Here is an 18228-nt window from a genome sequence, read left to right as displayed (position 1 = left end):
TACGAATATTTTCTTTTTTTACAGCAATAATAATATATAAAATAAGATTATTGCAGAAAAATGTTACGATATAAGCTTTAAAAATTCCTCTTCGTTCATTATTTTAATTCCCAGTTTACTTGCTTTTTCTAATTTCGCAGGTCCCATATTGTCTCCGGCCAGAATAAAACTGGTTTTAGAAGAGATGCTTCCCACGTTCTTGCCACCGTGTTTTTCGATAAGATCCTTGTATTCATCTCTTGAATGGTGGGTGAATACTCCACTGATGACAATGGATTGTCCGGCCAATTTATCGGTATGTCCGCTCAAGTCTTCTTCAGGTCTGTATAGTTGCAATCCTGCTGTTTTTAATCGGCCTACCAATTTACGATTTGATTCATTCGCAAAGTAGTTAAGGATACTCCGAGCTATTTTTTCACCGATTTCATCGATATTGATCAGAGTTTCCAGATCTGCATTTTCCAATTCTTCTATGTCTTTAAAAGATTTGGCTATTTTTTTAGCTACCGTTTCGCCTACAAAACGAATACCTAATGCAAAAATTACTCTTTCAAAAGGTACCTCTTTGCTCTGCATGATTCCTTTAATGATGTTTTCCGCAGATTTGTCTCCCATACGGTCCAAGCCTCTGATGTCATCTGTCGTCAGTCGATAGAGGTCGGCTGTGTCATGAATCAGTCCTAAACGGTAGAACATGTCAACGGTTTCAGGTCCTAATCCGTCTATATTCATTGCTTTCCGGCTGATGAAGTGCTCTATTTTTCCTTTGATTTGTGGTGGACAGGCGGTCTCATTCGGACAATAATGGGCGGCTTCTCCTTCGTATCTTATCAGCTTACTGCCACATTCCGGACAGTGAGTGATGAATTTTACCTTTTCACCGATCATGAAGCGGACCGACGTATCCACACCGGTTATTTTGGGGATGATTTCTCCTCCCTTTTCTACGTAGACCATATCGCCTATATGCAAATCGAGTCCTTCAATGATATCCGCATTATGCAATGATGCGCGTTTCACTACTGTGCCCGAAAGTTGTACCGGGTCGAGATTGGCTACCGGTGTTACGGCGCCGGTTCTCCCTACCTGATAGGTTACCATGTTCAAGCGGGTCAGTGCACGTTCAGCCTGAAATTTATAGGCAATGGCCCAGCGGGGAGACTTGGCTGTGAACCCAAGATTCCTTTGCTGCTTGAGGCTGTTTACTTTCAGTACGATTCCGTCTGTAGCAACGTTCAGGTTTTTGCGCTCTACGTCCCAATAGTTGATAAAGTCGAAGACTTCTTGTAGTGTCTGGCACTTACGCATTAACGGGGAAATCTTAAATCCCCATTTGGCTGCTTCCTGCAGATTTTCATAATGTCCGTCAGTCGGCAGATTATCGCCAAGCAGATAATAGAGATAGGCATCCAGCTTACGGGAAGCCACGATGGCGGAATTTTGTAATTTCAATGTTCCCGATGCGGCATTTCTCGGATTTGCAAAGAGAGGTTCTTCGCGGGCCTCTTTTTCCCGGTTTAATGCTTCGAAAACTTCCCATGGCATCAAGATTTCTCCACGAATTTCGAAAACTTCCGGATAATTATCTCCATGTAGGACGAGAGGAATACTCCGAATGGTCTTTACGTTGTCTGTTACATCGTCCCCTTTTTCACCGTCACCGCGGGTTACCGCGCGGATCAGTTTACCATTTTCGTAAGTTAAAGAGATAGAGGTACCATCATACTTCATCTCGCAACAAATCTCAAAATCTTCATTCAAAGCTTTACGCACTCTGTCATAGAAGTCGGTTACTTCATTCTCCGAATATGTATTCGACAATGAAAGCATCGGATATTTGTGCGCTACTTGGGTAAAATTCTTATTGATATCGCTACCTACACGCATAGTAGGTGAGTTTTCGTCTTTATATTCCGGATGTTCCTGTTCCAGGTCCTGAAGTTCCCTCATTAAATCGTCGAATTCTTTATCTGAGATTTCCGGGGCATTCAGCACATAATAATTGTAATTATGCTGATGGAGTTGGAGACGGAGTTGCTCTATTTTTTCTTTTACAGTCATATATTCTTAGGATTGTTTTAGGCAAAAATACGGGTTTCTCTTCAAATATTTGTACTTTTGCGAAAAATTAAAGATTATGCGTATCGATATTATAACGGTTTTGCCCGAAATGATTGAGGGCTTTTTCAATTGTTCTATTATGAAACGGGCCCAGGACAAAGGACTCGCTGAAATTCATATTCACAATTTACGTGATTATACCGAAGACAAGTATCGCCGGGTGGATGACTATCCATTTGGAGGTTTTGCCGGTATGGTGATGAAGATAGAACCTATTGAACGGTGTATTAATGCCCTGAAAGCAGAGCGTGATTATGATGAAGTGATATTTACCACACCTGATGGAGAGCAGTTTGATCAGAAGATGGCTAATAGTTTGTCTTTATCCGGTAATCTTATCATTTTATGCGGGCATTTTAAAGGTATCGATTATCGCATCCGGGAGCATTTGATCACAAAAGAAATCAGTATTGGAGATTATGTTTTGACCGGCGGTGAATTGGCTGCCGCCGTTATGGCGGATGCTATCGTTCGAATTATTCCGGGTGTGATTTCTGATGAACAGTCCGCCCTTTCTGATTCTTTCCAGGATAATTTGTTGGCGGCACCTGTTTATACTCGTCCGGCAGAATATAAGGGGTGGAAAGTACCCGAGATTCTGCTTTCAGGGCACGAAGCGAAGATTAAGGAATGGGAACTTCAACAGTCGTTGGAACGTACTAGGAGACTGCGTCCGGATCTGTTGGAAGATTAACTTATGTTGTATATAAAAAAGAATGCCTTTCTAATGGAGAAAGGCATTCTTTTTTTATGAAATATATTATTAATAAAAGGAATAGTCTTTGAGCAAACTCATACTTTCCGATCCGGGGTGCTTCGATTGATTTCGTGAGCAGACTGAGATAAGCGTATCCGCATTTGGATAGCATTTTAAAGTCAAACTGCAGCGAAGGGGTATGATGTGTTTTTGACTATACCTCAAGTGCACCTATAATTTCAGAAACAGACTTGCATCCGTGTCTTTCCAGGTAATCGTTTATACCATCTATAACTTTGATGGTGATAGCCGGATCTATGAAATTTGCCGTACCAATCTGTATGGCTGAAGCACCTGCAAGCATGAACTCGACAGCATCTTTCCAATTCATGATACCGCCTAGTCCTATGACCGGAATATTTACTGCTTTAGCAACTTGCCACACCATTCTTAGTGCGATGGGTTTTACTGCTGCACCGGACATGCCACCTGTCACTGTTGAAAGGATGGGGCGTTTGCGCTCAGCATCGATGGCCATTCCCAGCAATGTATTGATTAATGATACACTATCGGCGCCGTTGGCCTCGGCTGCCCGTGCCATTTCTGCTATATCTGTAACGTTGGGAGATAGCTTGACGATAAGTGTCTTTTTGTAAGCAGAACGCACTGCTTGTACAACTTCTGATACTCCTTTAGTTGTCACCCCAAATGCCATACCTCCTTGTTTTACATTAGGACAAGAGATGTTTAATTCGATAGCAGGAATTTTGTCAAGTTCATTAATGATCTCTGCAGTCTTTACATAGTCTTCAATGGCTGATCCGGAAACATTTACAATCATGTGGGTCTGAATGTCTTTGATCCGGGGATAAATGTGATTTGAGAAATATTCTACACCCTTATTTTGCAGTCCTACAGCGTTTAACATACCGGAAGGGGTCTCTGCCATGCGGGGATACGGGTTGCCTTCACGTTTGTGAAGAGTAGTACCCTTTACAATGATACCGCCTATTCGCGTTATATCAATAAAATCCGCAAATTCCTCACCATATCCAAATGTACCCGAAGCTGTCATTACCGGGTTCTTCATTTGTAGTTTACCAATGTTTACACTTAAATCTGCCATAATAGTTTATTTATATTGAAAACAGGACCTTCTTTACAAACGCACAAATGCCCCTCTGTGGTGTTTTCAACGCAACAGAGGCAGGCTCCTATGCCACATGCCATTGTATTTTCCAATGATACTTCGCAATTGATATCGTTATCTTTGGCATATTTGGCTACTGCCATCATCATGGGTTTCGGGCCACATGTATAAATCTGCTCGAATTTTATTTTATTCAGTATGGAATGTTGGGTCACATATCCCTTTTCTCCATGGCTGCCGTCTTCGGTTGTAGTATAGACCTCTCCGTAAGCGGCAAAATCTTCTAATTGGAGCAGATCTTTGTTGCTGCGTGCCCCCAAAAGGAATGTTGGTTTACTGCCGTTTTTAGCAAGTTGTTCACCCAAGTAGAGCATAGGGGCAGTCCCTACACCTCCGCCCACTAATAATAGCTTATCAGAAGGCTTTTCGGGTATTGTGAAGCTATTTCCGAGTGGGAGTACTACATTGATAATCTCTCCTCGATTTACTTGCGCAAGACGTTTTGTTCCATCACCTACAAGTTGGATCAGAAACCATACTTCGTTGCGTTGTCTGTCTACATAATTAATAGAAATGGGGCGACGCAGGAAAGTGGTGGGTGAACCATCTATCCGAATTTCCGCAAACTGTCCCGGTAGCATATCCGGGAGGACGGTCTGAGAGGTCAATTTCAGCAGCACATAGTTGGTATGCAATCTGAGATTCTCAGTTACTGTCAGGTCTAAAATAAATTTTTTCATGTATTGTTGAAAGTAAATTCGTATTCGTCCTGCAAAGATACGGGAAATTGTGCAAACAGTGATTTATCTGTCTTATTTTTCTCCTCTGAATGTCTCATACGTATTATCATCGAAGAAAATTCTTATTTCAGTTATTTTTCTGGAAGGCTTTTCTATGTATCTAATTTCTTGTTTTACAATCTCTTTCGGGGTGTTTTGGGAACTTTCTAACGGCATTTCCCTGCGATTTTCCGGAGTAACTGTCCCGTTGGGCGGAATTATGGCATTCTCAGCAAATAAGGAAGGTTGAAAATCAGAAGCTGATTGGATGCTTTCTTCGGATATATTGCCTTGCCCATACAACAGCCATTCCAATTTTACATAGTTATATTTCTGATGTACTTTCATAATAACATCCAAACTGGGGTTGTTCCGCCCATTCAAAATATGAGAGAGAGTGGATTGCTGAATACCTATGCTTTCGGCGAAAGCACCGGAAGCCATATTCTCTTTTTCCATGATAATTTTAATCCTATCTTTTATTTCCATATCCTTTGAAGATTTACAAATGTATGACTTATTAGTTGATTCACAAAAGTAAAGCGTTTATTTAGCTTCGCACAAAAGTAAAAAATAAAAATCACAAAAGCAAATTACAAATACAATATTAATATTTTAGATTTGTAAAGAGAGTGTGATATATTGCTCTTAATATTTTGGGTATCGATGTGTATGATTGTAATATTCATTGAATTTTTAGTTTATATAAAACTTATATATGTCTGAAAAACAATCACTTTTATACGTTGCTATATGCTTTGATGCTCTTTATATCACAAATGTTTCTGTATCTTGGACTATTACCTGAATATTAGATTGATATATTGTTTTTTTTCTTATTGAGTATTTAATCATTAGCTGGTATTAAAATAAGTGTTAACCACTCTCCTATTACATCCACAATTGTAAATGTATATATGTAATGAAACTGTAATCACAAATGTAATTCATGATTTTATTGTATAAAAACAAAGATATTACTTTTGTGAATATATATTGTGTTACATACACACTTCACAACTGTCATATCCTATCGTTAAATATGCAACAAATAGTAGATATTTATCTATTTTTTCTTGTCACTGGAGAACCCTTCAAGTAAAATTTGTCACTCATAGTTTTACATATAGGCTATAATGCCAAAATATTGCATTATTTCCATATAAATGCTCGTTTAAATGAAATTATTCAATTCTGAGAGGCTTTGATTTATTATAAATAATTGATATACAGCGTTATATGTGCGTTTTGTTAGGCTGATTTTTTTTCTATTCCAGAAAATATAGATACTTTATGTATGAAAATGACATTATGATACAGGTTATGATATTCTGTTAGCATCATGATAAGGCTATGAATATTTATTGGTATCTTCAATAAGGGTTAGCTTCATTGTGTTTCTATTATATAGTATGTGTTGTATTCTTTTTATCCTTTTCTGCCTTTGGGATAAGGAATGTATCATACTGCTTTTACTGAGAAATCTATTTTATGGGAAATAGACCCTTATTTTGATTAGGTTCGGCATTAAGGAGGCAGAATAACAAAAGGCTAAGTAAGAATGTAAAAAAATAGGTTAGTTACCACCAGAGAAGAAGGTATTTGATTACGGAGGATACATTTACTCCCCATACCACACTTCGATATTGGTAAAAGTATGATATAGGGAGCAGATACTGAAATAAATTGTTTTTTAATGAAGAATCTTGAATACTAATTCACGAAGAATATCTCCATCGCTTATCGAGGTATTGCCTACACCTTTCGATTTTGCGTCTGCATATCGTATTTCTCCTACAATTTGCATTGTCTTCACTCCAGTGTATTTCCGCATTGCCGTCAGGTAATCGCGGGCCTGCCACGGGGTTTTAAGCCCTAACATGGTAGCCACTCCCTGTTCTGATTTATCCGGTGCATAGTAGGCCAACATTAGGTTTGAGTAAAAGTTGAATAGTAAAGAAAGCGTCATTTGTATCGGATTTGTTTTAGGATTTTCTTCAAAGTATTTTATTATTTTATTGGCCTTGAGTACATCCTTTTCGACCAGTGCACTACGCAATTCAAAATTATTATAGTCTTTACTTATCCCTATGTTTTTCTCTATTTGTTCAGGAGTTACGCGTTTCTGACCGCCGGGTAATGTGATGATCAGTTTTTCCAGTTCACCCGTCAAACGGCTAAGATCCGTACCCACAAAATCAGCTAACATTGCGGTAGCTTTAGGCTCCATGTCTATCCCTTTACGTTTCATATATGAACTGATAAATGCAGGCAGCTGTGCTTCTTTTATCTTTTTGGATTCGAAAAGAATACCTGTTTTTTCAATTTCTGCAGCTAACTTCTTTCTGCGGTCCAGAGCGCCATGTTTATGACAAACCACTAATATTGTTGAGTTTAACGGTTTTTGCAGGTAATAAGATAGTTCTTCTATATTGCGGATGGCTTGTGCCTCTTTTACTATCACTACCTGATGTTCTGACATCATCGGGTAGCGCTTAGCGGCATTAATCACAGTCGCCACATCCACATCTGCACCATATACTACGGTCAGGTTAAACTCTTTCTCAGTATCCGTCAGTACGTTGTCGGTAATGTAATCGGCTATTAAGTCGATATAATACGATTCTTCTCCCATCAAATAGTAGATGGGACGATATTGCTTGGCCCTCAGTTCTTTGAGGATGTCATCGCAAGTCAGTTCTTGTTTGGCCATATAAATATAAGTGTGGCGTTACCAGTCGAATTTCAGGTGTTTTACAGTTTTCTTTTCATCAATGATCATTCGTAGCGAGGCGATGCCTATCTCTACATGCTCCTCTACATAGTTTTTGGTAACGATGTTGTCGCTTTTATCAGTTTTCACTCCTTCCGGAATCATAGGCTGGTCGGATACGAGTAGTAAAGCTCCGGTCGGGATATGATTGGCAAAACCGCAACTGAACAGAGTTGCCGTTTCCATATCAACTGCCATTGCACGAGTTCTTTTCAGATACTCTTTAAAGGTGTCATCATGCTCCCAAATACGGCGGTTGGTTGTATAGACTGTTCCTGTCCAATAATCGCGAGCATAGTCACGGATAGCCGATGATACGGCACGCTGCAGCATAAATGCCGGCAGGGACGGAACCTCCGGCGGGAAATAGTCGTTTGAGGTACCTTCACCGCGGATAGCGGCAATTGGCAGAATCAGGTCACCTATTTTATTTTTTTTATCGATTCCGCCACATTTTCCCAGAAACAGGCAGGCTTTTGGAGAGATGGCACTCAGCAGATCCATAATTATGGCGGCATTGGGACTTCCCATGCCAAAGTTGATGATTGTGATTCCTTCTGCACTGGCAGAGATCATATTGGCGTCTTTACCCAAAATGGGAACATTAAATTTCTCTGCAAATATTTCTACATACTTGTTGAAGTTAGTCAACAGGATATACTCTCCAAAGTCTTCCAGGTTACGTTTGGTGTAACGGGGTAGCCAATTAGCTACGATTTCTTGCTTTGTTTTCATAAGATTCCATTAAATTTGTGCTTCCAATAGCAGGAAGCCATTATTTAACTTACAAAAATAGTAAATGTTATCGTTAAACCTACCAGTATTTGACACTAAAATCGCCACTCGAAATGGAAAAAATGTTATTTTCGATGTGATTCGCCGTCGTTATGTCGCATTGACCCCTGAAGAATGGGTCCGTCAGCACTTTGTACACTTTCTTATTGTTCATAAGGGGTATCCGTCGTCTTTGATGGCAAATGAAGTGCTGCTGAACCTGAACGGGACTAAAAAACGATGTGACACAGTGCTATACAAACGCGATCTTAGTGCCAGAATGATTGTTGAATATAAAGCTCCCCACATTGAGATTACGCAGGCTGTTTTTGATCAGATCACCCGCTATAATATGGTTTTGAAAGTTGATTATCTGGTTGTCAGTAATGGGATGCAACACTATTGTTGCCGGATGGATTATGATACTCAAAGTTATTCGTTTCTGTCGGATATTCCAGATTATGACGCTTTATAAAATTAACAATGTTAATGACTCTTTCCGGCATCTATTATCCTCTTTCCAGGAAGTTAATATCGTAAATGCAAGAAGTTAATTGTTTATCATTACGAAGTTAACTTTAACACACTATTAAAGTTAACTTCGTAATGATGGATTGTTCGTATAATAAACGGCTTGTAATCAATACTTTTGTTTCAAAAGCTAATTTTCATTGTATCGGTATGGCGCTAAGATGAAAATGCTTGGTTGACTTTTTGACAACTATAAAAAAGCCTATTGACACCCGAAACTCTGTCCGGTGACAATAGGCTGTGAAATGAAAAAGACGTTTTTTACAATAGAGAACTTGAAATAGAGGACTATTTCTTTTTCTTGCGATCCAATACGTTTTCCTGGAACTTTTGCATCAGCTCGTAGAAATTCGGGATATATATCGTTGCCAGTAACGTGTTCAGGGCCATACCGAAAACAACAGCTGCGCCGAGTGCGATACGGCTTTGCGCCCCGGCCCCTGTGGCGAACAGAAGAGGCATCACTCCCAATACGAATGCAAAAGAGGTCATCAGGATCGGACGCAGCCGGACATGCCCGGCTTCATAGGCGGCATCGCGAATAGAGTTACCTTCGGCACGGAAGTCGCGTGCAAATTCAACAATGAGGATTCCGTTTTTCGCAGAAAGGGCGATCAGTAAAATGATGCCGATCTGAGTATAAATGCTCACAGGGGTCCCCATGACAGAACAACCTATCATTGCTCCCAATAAAGCCATTGGCAATCCCATAATTGCTGATAAGGGGCTTGTCCAGCTTTCGTATTGGGCTGCCAGTACCAGGAATGCCACCAATAATGCCATGATGAATACGATGGTGGTTGTGTTGCCTGCTTGCGTCTCCTGATAGGCTACCGAGGTCCATTCGTAGCCAAACTCGTTACCCAGTTGGTCCTTAATCAGGTCTTCCATTTGCTGTATTCCCTCACCCGAACTGCTTCCCGAAGCCACGTTGCAGGTGATAGATGCTGTCGAGTACATGTTGTAACGGCTGATCTGGTCCATCCCCAAGCGCTCTTCGACTTTGGTAAAGGATGAAAATGGGACCATATCTCCTTTGGCGTTGGGGACGCTGAGTTTCAGCACGTCGTCAATTACTTTTTGAGCTTGTTCTCCGGCCTCTATCTTTACCTGATAGATACGTCCGAATTGAACAAAGTCATTGACATAGGCCGCTCCCATATAATAACTCAGTGTAGAGAATACGTTATCCAACTGAATGCCCATAAACTGTACTTTATCGCGGTCGATATTCAGGAAATACTGTGGTACATTGGCCTGGTACATACTGGATATGGATGCGAGAGCGGGTTGAGTGTGATAAGTAGCCATCAGGGTTTCGACAGCCCGTTGCATTTCAGTCGGCCCCAGGTTATTGCGATCTTCCAATTGTAGCTGTAACCCTCCTGAAGCTCCTAATCCGGGAATGGCCGGAGGTACCATTGCGAATATCTGTGCTTCCTGGATGCCATAAGCCATCTCGTTGAAACGTTCGACCACAGCCGCAGCAGTATGCTCTTTTCCTTTCCGTTGGTCCCAGTTTTTCAAGACAACGAAATAAGTACCTGTGTTGGACTGTTCGCCACCTCCCATAATAGAAAATCCGCTGATACCGATATAGTCTTTTACTTCAGGATAACTGTCCAGAATCTGATTGACTTTCCGACCCACAGCCTGTGTGCGTTCCAGACTTGAAGCCGGTGGCAACTGGATGACAGCTATGAAGTAGCCGTCATCTTCATCAGGGACGAAGGTTGAAGGCCATTTCATGAACAGGATAACAGCCACTGCCGTAATAATACCATAAGAGATCAACGCAAGGCCGGGACGGACGAGTAATCCCTTCACAATACGGTCATATAGATTCTGTGTCTTATCATATACCTTATTGAATCCCTTGTATATGAAGAAATTGGATGGCTTGTTATGCTCCAGAAACAGTGCGCATAATGCCGGGGTCAGTGTCAACGAATTAATACCGCTTAATACGGTAGATGCAGCAATGGTTAGGGCAAATTGCTTATAAAGTTGTCCGGAGATGCCGCTGATTAATGTGGTAGGGATAAAAACTGCCAATAATACCAATACCACTCCGACAATTGGTCCTGTGATTTCTCCCATTGCTTTGGTGACGGCTTCTTTGGGAGAATACTGTCCTGTCTCCAGCAAACGTGAAGCATTTTCTACTACCACAATCGCATCATCCACCACTATTGCTACGGCAAGTATCAATCCGAATAGAGTTAAAGTATTGATTGAAAATCCAAGTGCCGCCATGACTGCCAGTGTACCGATCAGTGATACCGGAATGGTGATACATGGAATGATGACAGCCCGCCAGTTCTGTAGAAACAGGAAGATAACGAGTACCACCAATAAGGTTGTTTCCAGAAAAGTAACGAGTACTTCATCAATGGATGCATTGATGACATCGGTCGTATCCAAGGTCACGTTATAGCTGACTCCGGCCGGGAAGTTTTGTGCAAGCTCCTGCATTTTTGCCTTGACTCCTTTAGAGACATCGAGCGAGTTCGAACCCGGTTGTTGATAGATAGCGATGGCAGCAGTAGGGTGTCCCTTTAGTTTGGACACTACGTTGTACGAAGAACTGCCGAGGTCGATGCGCGCCACATCTTTTAGCCGGAGCATTTTCCCTCCTTCTTCAGTTCGGATAATAATGTTGCCGAACTCTTCGGGAGACGTCAGGCGACCTTGTACATTCAAGGTATACTGATAGGCATTATTGTTGTTTTTGCCAATAGGCTGTCCGATATAACCGGCACTGACCTCTATGTTTTGTGACTGGATAGCCTGATAGATTTGTGCCGGCGAGAGGTTACGGATGCGCATTGCTTCCGGATCGAGCCAGATGCGCATGCTGTAATTGCCCGCTCCCATTACATTGACAGCCCCTACGCCGGGTACACGTGTCAATTGGTCTACCAGATTCAACTGAGCGTAGTTCGTAAGGTAAAGCCCGTCGTATACAGAGTCTTGTGCCTGCATCGTGAGAAACATCACAATATTGGACGATTGCTTCTGTACCGTTACTCCCTGAACGATGACAGGTTCCGGTAACGAAGATTGTGCTACGCTTACCCGGTTTTGAACTTGTACAGTGGCCATATCTATGTCTGTACCGACAGCAAAAGTAATGGTCAACGAATAGGCACCCGAGCTGGACGCTGTAGAGCTCATATACAGCATACCGTCTACGCCATTTACTTGCTGTTCTATGGGAATGCCGACAGTCTGGGCTACGGTCTCAGCATTTGCCCCCGGATAGAAGGCAGATACCTGTACTGTAGGCGGAGTTATCTCCGGAAACTGTGCGACAGGCAATATATTTAATGTTACCAATCCGGCCACCACGATGATCAATGCCAGTACCGTGGCGAATATAGGTCGATTGATAAAGAACTTTGAAAACATGCAGTTAACGATTAGAGGTTGATGACTCGTGATTGACTGATACGGGCTTGACTTTCATGCCATCACGTACTTTCATCAGTGCTGTGGTGACATATTGTTCTTTGGGTGAAAGTCCGCTCTTTATCTGGCGCAATGTGTCATTGACCAGTTGTCCCGGTTCGATATGCCTGTAGCGTACTATATTCGAATCGTTTACGATGTATAGGTATTTCCCCAACTGATCTGTACCGATGGAAGCTTCCGGAACAAGCACTGCTTGTTTTGCCTCGGCATAAGGCAATGTGATACTGACGTATAGTCCGCTTTTCAGAATACCTTTCGGATTATCCAGATTGGCGCGCACGTTGAGTGTTCCTGTGTTCAAGTCGACATTGGGCGATAAATAATCCAATGTGGCCGGATAGTTTTGTGTGCCGTTCTCACCCAGGCGCACGATGACATTTTTGGGGAGTTCCTTTTCTTTACCGTTTTGAGAGAGTAGCATTGAAAGCCATTGGTTGTCGGCAACATTAAAATAGGTGTACATGCGGTCGTCTTTATAGATCGTAGCCAAAGTGACAGGTTGTGCGGCTCCGCTGATATAGCTGCCCACATCGTAAAGCGAGCGGCTGACAGTTCCGTTGAAAGGGGCACGGATATAGCAATAGCCCAGATTGGTGTGTGCAGTATTCAGAGTAGCTTCGGCATTGCTGACTGCTGCAGTGGCTTCGGCTACATTCGATTCAGCTTGTAATACTTGTATACGGCTGACCGCATCACTTTTTAGAGCCTCTTTCATGCGGCTATAGTTGTTACGGGCATATTCCAACTGTGCAAGTGCGGTTTTCAGTTGCGCTTCGGCTTGAGTTACATTATCTTTGTAGATCGTTGGTTCGATTACGAATAAGAGTTGCCCCTGCTTCACACGAGTTCCCGGTGTGAAAGAGGCGGACTGCAAGGCACCGTTGACTCTGGCTACCAGATTTACTGTTTGTTCGGTAGTCAGATATCCCGGATAATCTTTTGTTAGGGTAATGTTTTGTACGAGTGGATATGCCACACTGATTTCCGGAGTAGGCATCCCTCCTCTTTCGGTTTCTTTTTTCCCTTTACATCCGCTCATTATCAAAGGGAGGATGAGGAAAATATACATTAGTTTTTTCATTATGACAAGTCTTTATAGTTAATTATTCAGGTTTCCGGACCATCCGCCTCCCAATGCCTGGTACATAGCTATCAGTTGCAGCAGAGAATATCCTCTGGCTTGAACCAGCTGGTTTTCATAACTGAGCAGTGAGCGTTGGGCATCCAGTACGTTCTGGAATGGGGTCAATCCTTGTTTGTAAAGTTCCAGCGAGAGAGTCAGGGTCTCTTGTCCCTGATTGCGCACTTCGCGCAAAGCTACTATTTGCTTGATAGAATTCCGGTAAGCGTTCATAGCGTTGTCTGTCTCTTGTACGGCGGTCAATACTGTCTGATTGAACTGGTTGATAGCTTCGTCCAATTGTGCTTTGGCCAATTTGGTAGCATTCACTAGTTGAGTTCCTTTAAAAAGCGTCCAACTCAGTGCCGGAGCAATTTCATAGGTCATACTTTTATGATGGGTCAGGTCTTTCAGGTCCTTTGCTGCATAACCAACCGATCCTTTTAGAAAGACCTGAGGCAACCAGTCCGACTTAGACGCTCCTACTAAAGCGGCTTGTGCATTGACGCTTCGTTCGGCACTGCGTATGTCCGGGCGGCGAAGTAACAAATCGGCCGGAAGCCCCACTCCGATAGGTTCCATATAGTCCGGTAATGTTCCGGGAGCGGTTAGAGCTGGCCGCACTTCCTGGGGATAAGTACCCAATAGTATGGCAAGGGTCGTAATGTATTGATTAATGCCCGATTCGATTTGAGGAATCGATGCTTTGGTACTGAAGAACACCGACTTAGCCTGTGCCACATCCAGTTTAGATACGAGTCCGGTGTTGTATCTTACTTCTGTAATTTTTAATACCGCCTCTTGGGATGCACAGTTCTTTTGCACTACGGCCAATTCTTGTTGCAACTCCCGCAGGTTGATGTATGCTGAGGCTACCTGGGCACAAAGTGATATCATTGTGCCGGTATATTCTTCTTTACTGGCCGCAAAGTTCTCTTTCTGGGCTTTTACGCGATTGCGTATGCTTCCAAAGAGGTCTAACTCCCAGTTCATATTGAGCGAGGCATCATAATAATGTTGAGTCGATTGTGGCAAGTCACTGGTGTTGCCACTGCTTTGCTGGCGGGTCCATCCGGCATTCAACCCGATTGTTGGGAAAAAATTTCCACGTTCCATTCTTAAGTTGGCTTTTGCCATATTGATACGATCAATCGCAGTCAGTACCGAATAATTCTGCTTGACTGCAACGGAGATGAGTGAGTCGAGAACGGGGTCCTGAAATGCTTTCCACCATTGGTCGTCCACTGGCAATACTTGCTGAAATATTTGTGTATCTTCTTCCCATCCTTGTGGTAATGGTTTGTCCAGATAGCGGCTCGTGGCCTGTGGAAAGGCAACGGATGAAAGAAACAGCAAGAATGTGATACTTCCTATTCGTAGTTTCATAAGCTTAGGTTATTTAGAAATGAAAACATAACAACGAAAAGAAGTATTTGTTTATCCGCTCTGCAAGAGAATGGCTACGCTCAAAAGGGAATCTGTTTTCTTTAAAAAGTAAATGGGTATTTCATAAACAAAAACCCATAACTTTACTAAAATTCAATTAGGAATTATAGTAAAATTATGGGTTTAAATAGTATTATAATATGTCTCACTAGTCCTCCGGAATCGGACTATCGAGCTTTATTCAGCTTTTCTTCTGATAGCTCTTTTGGTGGTAACCGGTGCTTCTTCTACTTTGTGTTCTATTTCTACACCTGCCAGTTCCGGGTCAATCATGATACGTCCACAGTATTCGCAAACGATAATTTTTTTACGTGAACGGATATCCAGTTGTCTCTGAGGCGGAATTTTATTGAAACAACCACCACATGCATCACGCTGTACGTATACAATACCTAAACCGTTACGCGAATTTTTACGGATGCGCTTGAAAGATTGAAGCAGGCGGGGTTCTATCTTTGTCTCGAGATCTTTTGCTTTGTCTCTCAACTTCTCTTCTTCCTGTTTGGTCTCTTCGATGATTTCATCCAGTTCATTCTTCTTCTGGTCGAGGTCTTTCTGGCGTTCTTCCAGTGCTTTGGTATTTTTCTCTATTTCTTCAGATTTCTCCTGCTCTTCTGCAGTAAATTCTTTAATTCTCTTTTCGCAAAGTTCCATTTCCAAAGACTGGAATTCGATCTCTTTTGTCAGGAAGTCATATTCGCGGTTATTACGAACATTGTCCTGCTGTGATTTATATTTCTCAACCGAAGCTTTGGCTGCTTCAATTTCCACTCTCTTACCGGCGATAGCTGATTTGAGTTCGTCTACTTCCGACTTGATTTTGTCGATACGTGTACTCAGACCGGCAATTTCGTCTTCAAGGTCTTGTACTTCCAATGGAAGTTCACCTCTCAACGTTTTAATCTCGTCAATCTTAGATAATGTTGTTTGCAGCTGGTACAAAGCTTTCAACTTCTGTTCCACTGTCAACTCTTTCGGTTCATTTTTAGCTTCTCTTGCCATTTTACTTATAAATATTTAATGGGATTCGTGTTTACCTTACTAAATTGGAGTGCAAAATTAGGAAATAAATCCCGTATTATAGAATAAAAAATTTCTTTTGTATATTGTTCGCTTTCGTAATGTCCTATTTCAGCAAGCAAAATGTCAGTTTCACGACCGAAATAGTCGTGATATTTAATTTCACCCGTGATAAAGACATCAGCTCCGCTACGGACTGCCTGCGGAATAAGGAAAGCTCCTGCCCCTCCGCAAAGGGATACTTTCTGAATCAGGCGGCCTGTAAGTTTGTTGTGCTTCAAACATCCGACTTCGAATCTTTTCTTTATTCGCTTCAGGAATTCGAGTTCGGATTCCGGTTCTTCCAATTCACCGACAATTCCTGATCCGACTTGGGCCCAACTATTGTGGAGAGGATATAAGTCATAAGCCGGTTCTTCATATGGATGTTTGGAAAGCAATGCACGGATAACTTCTCCTTTCTTATATTCAGGCAGGATCGTTTCAATCCGCACTTCTGTTTCGCGATGAAGTTCTCCCACTGTTCCGCAGAAAGGATGGCTCCCTTCCTGTGCACGGAAAGTTCCCTCCCCTTCTGTATTATAACTACACGAATCATAATTGCCTATACATCCACATCCTGCTGTGAACAAAGCATTACGGACTTCTTCAGCCTGGGCAGACGGAACAAATGTGACTAATTTTATCAGACTGCTTTCTTTAGGGTCGAGTATACGTACATTTTTTAATCCTATCTTCTCGGCTATTTTGAAATTGACTCCGCCCGGAGCATTATCCAGATTGGTATGGGCCGAATAAATAACGATGTCGTTTTTGATTGCTTTCAGAATGCATCGCTCAACGTAATCTTTACCGGTGATTGATTTATAACCTTTAAAAATAAGAGGATGATGGGATATAATGAGATTACATCCGGACGCGATGGCTTCATCCAACACAGCTTCGGTAACGTCAAGACACAACAAAGCCCCTGTTGTTTCCGCATCTGTCAATCCGATTTGCAGGCCGGCATTATCAAATCCGTCTTGCAATGGCAGAGGCGCGAACCGTTCAAGGGCGCTTACTATTTCTTTAATTTTCATTTTTAGTAGAAAATTTGCCTGCAAATATAAGAAAAAGATAGCATCTTGCCTTGCTTTTATTGATTTTTTAATATATTTACCTCCTAATTTATAAAGACTCAAACCAATGAAGGCATTTTTACCGTTACTTTTCTCTTTTTTCTTTATTATTTCATGCCAGCAACACAAAGAAGCTACTATATCTCCTATCGATGAAGAAGATGAATTGCAAGAGGAGGCCGATAGCCTTCCCCGTGCGACAGCCATTTTTTGGCTTGATAAATATCATATGAAAGAGCTGAAAAAGGACGATGTGCTTACTTTCCGTACGGCTAAGGCTAAAGTCGTCATTCGGAATGATGGGACAATCGATCTTCTGTCGTTTGTGGAACAACAGCCTGGGAATGCACAACGATATATCCGTTACCGACTGAAAGATTTCAAGGTTAAGAAAATCTTGATGGATAACGGCTATATCAATCCGGGTGAACAATACGTCCAACTCCGTTATATACCTGCACTTGCAAGGCGCGTTAAATAGTGATTTCTACTATGTTTCCTTCAGGATCAAGAATAGCACTTTCAAAATAGCCGTCTCCGGTGGTTCGTGGCTCACTCTCGATAACAAAACCATCCTTACGGAGTTGTTCTGTGAGTTCCAATACAGCTTCTTTGCTACCGACAGAAAAGGAAAAATGAGCTAACCCGAGGCAGTCTTTTAATGCAGGTGTTGTGATATCTTCTCTTTGCATAATTTCCAGAGAAGCAAATCCCTGATCAAAGCTGATGAAATAAGATTCAAATCCTTTTTTAGGATTGATATACTTTTCATTACTTGTTCCGTTGAAATAAGTGATATAGAAATTTCTAAGTTCTTCTAAACGGGTAGTCCAGATGGCGATGTGACTGATGTGCATATTCCTGATAGTATCGATTAATTATTAATATTTGCACAAATATAGGTAAATATTGATAGTTATGCTTTGATTTATATCAATAATCATACAATTATCGCTTCTTTATCATTTTGTTCTTCATTGCATATTTCTCATCGACTACCCGGTCGGTAGGATAGAATGTAAATGCCATGCGCCAACCTGATTCTTGATAAATAAATTTTCTTCCGCTGGCACCATGAGATATTTTATCGTACTTTTCTTTTAAAAAGCCGCTTATTCCTTGAGGAATAGCCTCTCCGATTTGCAGGAAGTCTACGGTAATAAAAAATCCCGGGATATGTATTTCACTTATTAATTGTAAAATGGAGTCGGTTGATGTCATA

The 18228-nt window shown here is 41.7% G+C and carries 16 protein-coding genes; 3 read left to right on the top strand and 13 right to left on the bottom strand.

The genetic code is table 11. From position 1 onward, the window contains the following. Positions 1–63 precede the first annotated feature (63 nt). Positions 64–2061, bottom strand: a complete 1998-nt coding sequence (gene ligA, locus BSHG_RS06400) for an NAD-dependent DNA ligase LigA (RefSeq protein WP_008660312.1) — start codon at positions 2059–2061, stop codon at positions 64–66. Between the two features lie 76 nt (positions 2062–2137). Between ligA and trmD the strand changes: the two genes are divergently transcribed. Next, the gene (gene trmD, locus BSHG_RS06405; protein WP_005787862.1) at positions 2138–2815 is read left to right on the top strand and encodes a tRNA (guanosine(37)-N1)-methyltransferase TrmD; all 678 of its coding nucleotides are present in this window, start codon (positions 2138–2140) and stop codon (positions 2813–2815) included. 217 nt (positions 2816–3032) lie between these two features. On the opposite strand, the gene BSHG_RS06410 is transcribed toward trmD, so the two are convergent. The 5 genes from BSHG_RS06410 to BSHG_RS06430 form a co-directional block, all read right to left on the bottom strand. Then, positions 3033–3944 (bottom strand): dihydroorotate dehydrogenase, encoded by a 912-nt coding sequence (locus tag BSHG_RS06410; RefSeq protein ID WP_005787859.1) that lies wholly within the window; start codon positions 3942–3944, stop codon positions 3033–3035. Then, positions 3932–4708, bottom strand: coding sequence for a dihydroorotate dehydrogenase electron transfer subunit (locus BSHG_RS06415; RefSeq protein ID WP_008660309.1), 777 nt, complete (start codon positions 4706–4708; stop codon positions 3932–3934). Before BSHG_RS06415 ends, BSHG_RS06410 begins: the two co-directional genes overlap by 13 nt. 72 nt (positions 4709–4780) lie before the next feature. After that, positions 4781–5236, bottom strand: a complete 456-nt coding sequence (locus tag BSHG_RS06420; RefSeq protein ID WP_005793753.1) for a helix-turn-helix domain-containing protein — start codon at positions 5234–5236, stop codon at positions 4781–4783. 1204 nt (positions 5237–6440) lie between these two features. Then, complete coding sequence (gene holA / locus BSHG_RS06425; protein ID WP_005787842.1) at positions 6441–7460, bottom strand: DNA polymerase III subunit delta; 1020 nt, start codon at positions 7458–7460, stop codon at positions 6441–6443. A gap of 18 nt (positions 7461–7478) precedes the next feature. Then, positions 7479–8255, bottom strand: a complete 777-nt coding sequence (locus BSHG_RS06430; RefSeq protein ID WP_005787839.1) for an AMP nucleosidase — start codon at positions 8253–8255, stop codon at positions 7479–7481. A 64-nt stretch (positions 8256–8319) separates the two neighbouring features. Here BSHG_RS06430 and BSHG_RS06435 point away from each other — a divergent pair, with 64 nt between their 5' ends. Further along, a complete protein-coding gene (locus BSHG_RS06435; protein WP_005793759.1) occupies positions 8320–8769 on the top strand; it encodes a type I restriction enzyme HsdR N-terminal domain-containing protein in 450 nt (149 codons plus the stop codon). A gap of 344 nt (positions 8770–9113) precedes the next feature. On the opposite strand, the gene BSHG_RS06440 is transcribed toward BSHG_RS06435, so the two are convergent. The 5 genes from BSHG_RS06440 to BSHG_RS06460 form a co-directional block, all read right to left on the bottom strand. Next, positions 9114–12236: an efflux RND transporter permease subunit gene (locus tag BSHG_RS06440; protein ID WP_008660301.1), complete on the bottom strand. Its 3123-nt coding sequence runs from the start codon at positions 12234–12236 to the stop codon at positions 9114–9116. Between the two features lie 4 nt (positions 12237–12240). Then, the gene (locus BSHG_RS06445) at positions 12241–13380 is read right to left on the bottom strand and encodes an efflux RND transporter periplasmic adaptor subunit (protein WP_005787831.1); all 1140 of its coding nucleotides are present in this window, start codon (positions 13378–13380) and stop codon (positions 12241–12243) included. 18 nt (positions 13381–13398) lie between these two features. After that, positions 13399–14805: an efflux transporter outer membrane subunit gene (locus BSHG_RS06450; RefSeq protein WP_008660299.1), complete on the bottom strand. Its 1407-nt coding sequence runs from the start codon at positions 14803–14805 to the stop codon at positions 13399–13401. A 237-nt stretch (positions 14806–15042) separates the two neighbouring features. Then, complete coding sequence (locus BSHG_RS06455) at positions 15043–15867, bottom strand: zinc ribbon domain-containing protein (RefSeq protein ID WP_005787827.1); 825 nt, start codon at positions 15865–15867, stop codon at positions 15043–15045. A gap of 5 nt (positions 15868–15872) precedes the next feature. Beyond that, positions 15873–16967 carry a Nif3-like dinuclear metal center hexameric protein gene (locus BSHG_RS06460; protein ID WP_011202852.1) on the bottom strand — a complete coding sequence of 365 codons (1095 nt, stop codon included), beginning with the start codon at positions 16965–16967 and terminating at the stop codon, positions 15873–15875. 106 nt (positions 16968–17073) lie between these two features. Here BSHG_RS06460 and BSHG_RS06465 point away from each other — a divergent pair, with 106 nt between their 5' ends. After that, a complete protein-coding gene (locus BSHG_RS06465) occupies positions 17074–17487 on the top strand; it encodes a DUF4891 domain-containing protein (protein ID WP_008660293.1) in 414 nt (137 codons plus the stop codon). Here BSHG_RS06465 and BSHG_RS06470 read toward each other — a convergent pair. Both BSHG_RS06470 and BSHG_RS06475 read right to left on the bottom strand, forming a co-directional pair. Beyond that, complete coding sequence (locus tag BSHG_RS06470) at positions 17480–17863, bottom strand: VOC family protein (protein ID WP_005793774.1); 384 nt, start codon at positions 17861–17863, stop codon at positions 17480–17482. The two genes, BSHG_RS06465 and BSHG_RS06470, sit on opposite strands and share 8 nt — an antisense overlap. Positions 17864–17954: 91 nt before the next feature. Continuing rightward, entirely contained in the window at positions 17955–18227 is a 273-nt protein-coding gene (locus tag BSHG_RS06475; RefSeq protein ID WP_005815829.1) for a hypothetical protein, read from the bottom strand. Position 18228: the final 1 nt, after the last annotated feature.

It is taken from the genome of Bacteroides sp. 3_2_5 (assembly GCF_000159855.2).
Lineage (GTDB): Bacteria > Bacteroidota > Bacteroidia > Bacteroidales > Bacteroidaceae > Bacteroides > Bacteroides fragilis.
This window is presented reverse-complemented; position numbering and strand designations above follow the sequence as displayed.